General features: G+C 72.4%; 5 protein-coding genes. All 5 read right to left on the reverse strand.

What is annotated here, in order from left to right:
- Positions 1-24 precede the first annotated feature (24 nt).
- The 5 genes from Q0A33_RS00715 to Q0A33_RS00735 all read right to left on the reverse strand — a co-directional run bounded on the left by Q0A33_RS00715 (position 25) and on the right by Q0A33_RS00735 (position 6649).
- Entirely contained in the window at positions 25-882 is an 858-nt protein-coding gene (locus Q0A33_RS00715; protein ID WP_291791660.1) for an SDR family NAD(P)-dependent oxidoreductase, read from the reverse strand.
- 150 nt (positions 883-1032) lie between these two features.
- A complete protein-coding gene (locus Q0A33_RS00720; protein ID WP_291791663.1) occupies positions 1033-3069 on the reverse strand; it encodes an ABC transporter ATP-binding protein in 2037 nt (678 codons plus the stop codon).
- Positions 3066-3929 carry an ABC transporter permease gene (locus Q0A33_RS00725; protein WP_291791667.1) on the reverse strand — a complete coding sequence of 288 codons (864 nt, stop codon included), beginning with the start codon at positions 3927-3929 and terminating at the stop codon, positions 3066-3068. Before Q0A33_RS00725 ends, Q0A33_RS00720 begins: the two co-directional genes overlap by 4 nt.
- Positions 3926-4912, reverse strand: a complete 987-nt coding sequence (locus Q0A33_RS00730) for an ABC transporter permease (RefSeq protein WP_291791670.1) — start codon at positions 4910-4912, stop codon at positions 3926-3928. Before Q0A33_RS00730 ends, Q0A33_RS00725 begins: the two co-directional genes overlap by 4 nt.
- Positions 4913-5017: 105 nt before the next feature.
- Complete coding sequence (locus Q0A33_RS00735) at positions 5018-6649, reverse strand: TIGR04028 family ABC transporter substrate-binding protein (RefSeq protein WP_291791672.1); 1632 nt, start codon at positions 6647-6649, stop codon at positions 5018-5020.
- Positions 6650-6946: the final 297 nt, after the last annotated feature.

The following is a 6946-nucleotide window of genomic DNA, read 5'->3' on the forward strand; positions in this document are numbered from 1 at the left end:
ACTCCGGGGAGGGGAGAGTCGCGCTCACTCGCGGGGGCGGACCCAGAGCTCGCTGACCGAGGCCTCGGCCGGGGCATCGACCACGTGTCGCACGGAGCGGGCCACGCTCTCCGGCTCCAGACGCACCTCCCGCTCCTGCACCGGGTACGGGTGCTCCAGGTCGTTCATGGGCGTGTGCGTGGGGCCGGGCGCCACCGTGGAGACGCGCACGCCGTCCGCGCTCACCTGCTGGCGGAGACCGTCCGCGACGGCCTGGACCGCGTGCTTGGCCGCGGAGTAGACGGTGTGGAAGGGCACGGAGGTGCGCGAGGCCCCGGAGCCGATGAAGACCACGGTGCCCTTGGCGATCCGCAGCCACGGCAGCAGCACGCGGGTGAGCTCCGCCGGCCCCACCACGTTGGTGGCGAGCGATTCGCGCCAGTCCTCGATCGAGGCGTCCTCCACCGTGCGGCGCCTGGCGACCGCCGCGTTGTGGACGAGCACGTCGAGACGGCCGAACGGGCGGACCTCCTCGTCGAAGACCGCCTCCAGGGAGTCCGGCTCCTCGAGGTCCGCGATCACCGGGATGACGCGGGCGGGTCCGGCCGCCGCCGCGGAGTTGCCCGTACCTGCCGCGGAGCCGCCGTGCATCTCCTCCGCCAGCTGTGCGACGGCGTTGAGGCGCGCCCAGTCCCGGCCGACCGCGATGACGACGTGGTCCCGGGCGAGATCCTTGACGATCGCCGCGCCGATCCCGCTCGAACCCCCGGTCACCACCGCCACCTTCTGCGGCGAGCGGGGCCGGAAGTCGTTGAACTCGACGACGTCCGCCTCGCGGTCCTCCATGCCCGCAGGCACGGAATCGGCGGGAGCGATGGAGCGGGGGAACGGGTTGTCAGGCATGCCCCCATTGTCTCAGGTCCGCCCGGCACGCGGTGCCCCGCCGCCTCAGACCGCGCCGTGCCCGCTCACACGTTTCGCACCTTTCACCCGAGTGCGCATGCTGGGACGCATGCACTCGGGTGAAAGGTGCGAAACGTCAGGTGCGGGGCCTCAGATCGAGAGCGCCTGGTGGTCCAGCACCTGCGTCTCCAGCGGGCGGGGGATGGCTGCCAGCAGCTGCTTCGTGTAGGCCTCGCCGGGCCGCGAGAACACGTCTGCGACCGGCCCGGACTCCACCTGCCGGCCGGCGGACATCACCGTGACGGTGTGCGCCACCTGCCGGACCACGGCGAGGTCGTGCGAGATGAACACGTAGGTGAGCCCCAGCTCCCGCTGCAGGCCGTCGATGAGCTCGAGTATCTGGGACTGCACGGTGACGTCCAGCGCGGAGACCGCCTCGTCGAACACCACGAGCTCCGGTTCGATCACCAGCGCACGGGCGATCGCCACACGCTGCAGCTGACCGCCGGAGAGCTCCCGAGGCCGGCGCGAGGCGAGCGAGGGGTCGAGCGCCACCCGCTCGAGCGCCTGCTCCACCAGAGTGCGGCGCTCCGCCCTGGACCCGATCCGGAAGTTCCGCAGCGGCTCCTCGATGCTGGCCCCCACGGAGTGCACGGGGTCCAGCGCGCTCGCCGGATTCTGGTGCACCAGCTGGACGGTGCGCCGGAACGCGCGCCGGCCTCGGCGGTCCAGGTGCGCGGCGTCGAGCTCCCCCACCCGGATCGACCCGGACTGCGGTGCGAGGAAGCCGGTGAGCGCCCGGCCGATCGTCGACTTGCCGGACCCGGATTCGCCCACCAGCCCCAGCGTGGTGCCGCGGGCCACGGTGAAGGACACGTCCTCGATGCCGATGATCTGCTCACCGGCATCGGCGTCGTGCTCATCGCGCGGCACCCGGGCGTACACCTGGGTCAGCCCGCTCACGGTCACGAGCGGCGGGGAATCCGCATCCGCCTCTGGTGTGATCGCTTTCCCCAGCCGCCCAGCATCTTCTGGCTGGGTGAAGTGATCACTCGAGGGGACGGCTGCCGCGCCCGAGGCGGCGGAGGAGGGGGTGCCCGCCTGGGCGCCTTCACCTGTTGCCGCCTGGGTGCCTTCACCTGTTGCCGTCTGCGCCGTGTCCGGCTGGGCCGAGCCCGTCTGGGCCGAGCCCGCCTCCACCGTGTCCGCCCGCGCGGTGCCGGCCTCCGCCATACCGGCTTCCGCCGCAGCGGCCTCCGCCGCGCCGGTCTGCGCGGCCTCCGGTCCGCCCAGCAGCGACTGCATCGCGGGGGCGTCCGCGAGGAGCCTGCGCGTGTACGCACTCTCCGGGCGGCGGAGCAGGCGTGAGGCCGGTCCGCTCTCCTCGACGTGCCCGCGCCGGACCACGAGCAGGGCGTCCGCGCGTTCGGCGGCGACGGCGAGGTCGTGGGTGATGAAGAGGATGCCGGTGCCCGCCTCGCGGCGCAGCTCGTCGAGCAGGTCGAGGATGCGCTTCTGCACCGTGACGTCGAGCGCGGAGGTGGGTTCGTCCGCGATGAGGAGCTGCGGGTCCACCGCGATCGCCGCGGCGATGAGGGCACGCTGCCGCATGCCGCCGGAGAGCTCGTGCGGGTACTGGTCCGCGCGCATCGCGGCACGGTCGATCCCCACCCGGTCCAGCAGCTCCACCACCCGGGCGCGCCGGGCCTCGGCTCCCAGGGCGGTGTGCAGCCGCAGGGACTCCGCGACGTTCTCGCCCACCGTCTTCACGGGGTTGAGCGAGGTGCCGGGGTCCTGCGGGATGTACCCGATCCGCCGGCCGCGCACCTTCTTCCACTCGCGGGGCCCCAGCGCGCCCAGCTCCAGCTCGGGGTCCGTGCCGTGCGCACCGAGCACGATGGACCCGCTTCTCACCTGCGCGTTCGCCGCGAGCAGACCGATCACCGCCGAGGCCGTGGTCGTCTTTCCGGAGCCGGACTCGCCCACCACCGCGGTCATGGAGCCCGGGCGGATCGTGAGGTCCACATCCCGGAGCGCGGGCACGGACTCGCCGCTGCGGGTGAGGTAGTCGATCCCGAGGCCGGAGACGGTGAGCACGGGCGGCTGCGCGTGCGCCGCGCTCGCCGCGGCGGCGAACCCGTCCGGGTACTCGATCGAGTAGTCGGTGCCGATCGCTGCTCCGCTCACTGCGCTGCCTCCCTGAGTGCGGTGCCCAGCCGGTGGGTGGACACGACGACGGCCATGACGATGAGGCCCGGCAGCACCGTGAGCCACCAGGCGGTGGCCACGAAGTTGCGGCCCTCGGCGATGATGAGTCCCCATTCCGGAGCGGGCGCCGGGGTGCCGTAGCCCAGGAAGCCCAGGGTGGAGATCTGCAGGATCGCGCTGCCGATCTGCAGGACCGCCAGTGCCAGCACGGCGCTCACGGCATTGGGCAGGACGTGGCGGAACAGGACGCCCCAGTAGCTGCCGCCGGAGCCGTACGCGGCCTGGACGTAGTCCGCCTGCATGATGGACACGGTCTGCGCCCGTGAGAGCCGCGCGAACTGCGCGATGGCCGTGATGCCCACCGCGATGGCCGCGTTGACGGTGCCGAATCCCAGCACGATGACGATGGTGAGGGTGAGCAGCAGTGCGGGGATGGAGAGGAGGACGTCGACGATCCGCATGAGGACCTCGCTCACCCAGCCGCCGCGGGAGCCGGCGATCAGGCCGATCGCGGAGCCCACCACGAGGCCCACCGCCACGGCGATGAGCGCGGCCAGCAGCGAGCGCGAGGCGCCGTGCACCACGCGGGAGTAGACGTCCCGGCCGATCTGGTCCGTGCCGAACCAGTGTTCGGCACTGGGTGCGAGCAGCGGCGCGGGCTCCCCGCCGTCGATGGGGGTGTGACCGGTGAAGAGGCCGGGGACCAGGGCCCAGAGGATCGTGATGCCCAGGATCGCCGCGGCGACGACGGTGGTGACCCGAGGCGCGCGGCGGCGGGCGTGCCGCCTGGGCGCGGGGGCCTCGGGCGCGGGTGCTGCCTGTGCGGTGACGGCGCTCATGCGTGCGCTCCCTTCAGCTGCCGGCGTGCGGCCGCACCCACCCGGCCGCGATGGCGCAGGCGGGGGTCGACGACGGGGTAGAGCAGATCGACGGCGAGGTTGACGAGGACGAAGCCGGCGGTGGCGATGACGACGATCGCGAGCAGCACCGGGTTGTCACGGTTGGCGACGGCCTGGGCCGTGAGTGCGCCGATCCCGGCGCGGCCGAACACCGTCTCCGTGACGACCGCGCCGGCCACCAGCTCGCCGAACAGCAGGCCGGCGATGGTGAGCGCCGGGAGCATGGCGTTGCGCGCGACGGTGTGGACGAGCATCCAGGCCTCGCCCGCACCCTTCGCCCGGGCGACGTGGACGAAGGGCTGGGCGCGCACCTCGGCGATGGCGCGGACGAGGATCTGTGCGAGCGGGGCGGACAGTGGGATCGCCAGCGTGAGTGTGGGGAGCACGAGCGCCTCCACGGGGCCCGGGTCCACCATGCTCACGAGCCCCAGCTGGAAGCTGAGCACCTGGATGATGACGATGCCCAGCCAGAAGACGGGCACGGAGATGAAGAGGCTGGGGGCGGAGTCGAACACGGCGGCCAGCCAGCGGGGCCTCCCGTAGGAGGCGAGGACCGCCACCGCCACGGCCAGCACCACGGCGGCGACGAAGCCGGAGAGCGCGAGGACCGCGGTGGAGGGCAGCGCCGCGGCGATGAGCGTGGACACCGCCGCGCCGGAGTTCACGGAGTAGCCCATGTCGCCGGTGAGGAAGCCGGTGAGCGACTGCCAGTACTGGACGAACCACGGCGCGTCCGCGCCGTAGGAGGAGCGGATGGAGTCGATCTGCTCCGCGGACAGCCCCAGCGCCGGGTTGGCGTAGCGGGCGAGCACGCCGTCCCCGGGCAGGATCATGAGGAGCAGGGCCGCGACGGTGTAGGCGAGGAACAGGACGAGCACGGCCTGGCCCAAGCGGCCTGCGATGTATCTGAGGGTGGGTGACATGTGAGGTCTTTCCTGTGGGGACGGAGGCGGACCCGGGGAGGCGGGGAGGCCGCCGGCGCCACGCGGACGCCGGGGGTCGCTGCCCGTGCTTCAGACGGTCATGCCTCAGTCCGCGAGCCAGACGGAGTAGAAGGCGGGGCGGCCCACGGGTTCGGTGGAGAAGTCACGGACGCGGCGGCGGAAGCCGAACACCTGGGGCTCCTCGAAGAGCGGCACCACGAGGGCTTCGTCGATGAAGTGCTGCTGGAGCTCCGCCACCGCCGCGGCGCGGTCGCCGGCGTTCGCAGAGCCGGTGACGCGTTCGAGGATCTCCTGCGTGCGCTCGTCGCCCCAGGCCCCGGTCTCCTCGTCGTGGTTGAGGAAGGCGTCGCGGTTGTCCACCGACCACTGGCTGGCGACCACGTCGTAGTCCGCGCGGGCCACCATCGAGTGGTAGACCTGCACGCGGTCCAGTTCGAGGCCGTCGATGGTCTGCTGCGCGTAGTCGCCCTCGTTGATGAGGAGGTTGGCGCCCACCCGGGCGAAGTCCTCCTGGACGAGGCTCATCACCTCGCGGGAGCGCGGCTGGGGCAGTGCGATGTTCACGCGCAGGGTGAGCGGCGTCCCGTCCTTGACGCGGCGGCCGGAGCCGTTGCGCTGCGTCCAGCCGGCTTCGTCGAGGAGGGCGTTCGCCTCGTCCGGGTCGAAGGCCCACGCGCCGGGTGCGGCCACGTAGCCGGCCGCGCCGGAGGCGAGGATGCCAGTGGCGAGCGGGTAGTTGTCCGTGAACAGCTTGCGGACGATCCGCTCCCGGTCGATCGCGTGGGTGAGCGCGCGGCGCACCGTGCGATCGGCCAGGATGGGATTGCGGGGGCGGAAGTTGATGCTGTTGTTGATGCCGTTGGTGGGCTGGGCGTAGAGCTGGATGCCCTTCTCCTGCACGCGGGCCTCGTCAGGCGCGTCCACCTGGCGCACGCCGTCCGCCTGCCCGGAGACCAGCGCGCCGATCCGCACCGAGTACTCGCCGTTCACCAGGTAGTCGATGCCCTCCAGGTACGCACGGCCCTGGTGGCCCAGGTGCGGCGGCGCCCAGTCGTAGTCCTCGCGGACGCGGACGGACAGGCGGGTGCCCACCTCCTCCTCGGTGATCCGGAAGGGGCCCGAGGTGATGACCGAGGCGGCGCTGCCCGGCCCGAACCCCTCCGCGTCGAGTTCCAGGGTCGCGTTCGCGACGAGCCCGGAGTTCATCGTCGAGGTGGCCTGCGGGAAGCCGGGGGCCGGCGCGTCGAAGCGGAAGACGACCGTGTGCGCATCGACGACCTCGGACCCGGCGTAGTTGGTGATCTGCTCCGAGACGGGCAGCGCGCGGGTGTTGTCCCCGCGGCCGTAGAGGTCGAAGTTGCGGGCCACGTTCTCCGCGTCCAGCGGGGAGCCGTCGGAGTAGGTGACGCCCGGACGGATCCGGAACGTGAACTCCGTGGCGTCCGCATTGGACTCCGGCAGCGCCTCCGCGATCCAGGGGTGGAGCTCGAGGGTCTGCGGATCCTGGTAGAGGAGCCGGTCCGTGATGTTGTTGACGATCCCGCCGTTGGGGTAGAAGCCGGCCGAGGGCGGGTACAGGGTGGTCCACGTCTGCGGCTCGAAGTATCGCAGCACGCCGCCCGGAGCGGGAGTGCCGCCGGTCAGGGGTGCGGTGTCGTCAGGGGTGCAGGCGGTGAGCGCCAGCAGTGTGCCGAGGCCGAGGCCGCCCGTCAGCACCGTGCGCCGGCTGAGGGAGCGCGCGAAGGAGCGGGGAGCGCGCGGCCCGAGCGCGGGTGCAGATGTGTGCGGGCGTCCGGATGAACCAGGGGCGCGGGTGGAAGCAGAGGGGGCGGAGGCGTGGTGTGCGGATGCGGGCAGGGGAGAGCGCGGAGAGAGCGCGTCTGAGGGCACGGAGGTGTCTTTTCGTCCTGGAGCGGGGAGATGCGGTGCAGTCGTGTGCGCGGGTGCGTGGTGCCTGCGCTGCGCTCAACAGGAGGTGGAGGTGACCAGCATGAGGTCGATGTGCAGGCGGCG

The sequence above is a fragment of the Brevibacterium sp. genome, from assembly GCF_022712115.1.
In the GTDB taxonomy this organism is placed as follows: Bacteria; Actinomycetota; Actinomycetes; order Actinomycetales; family Brevibacteriaceae; genus Brevibacterium; species Brevibacterium salitolerans.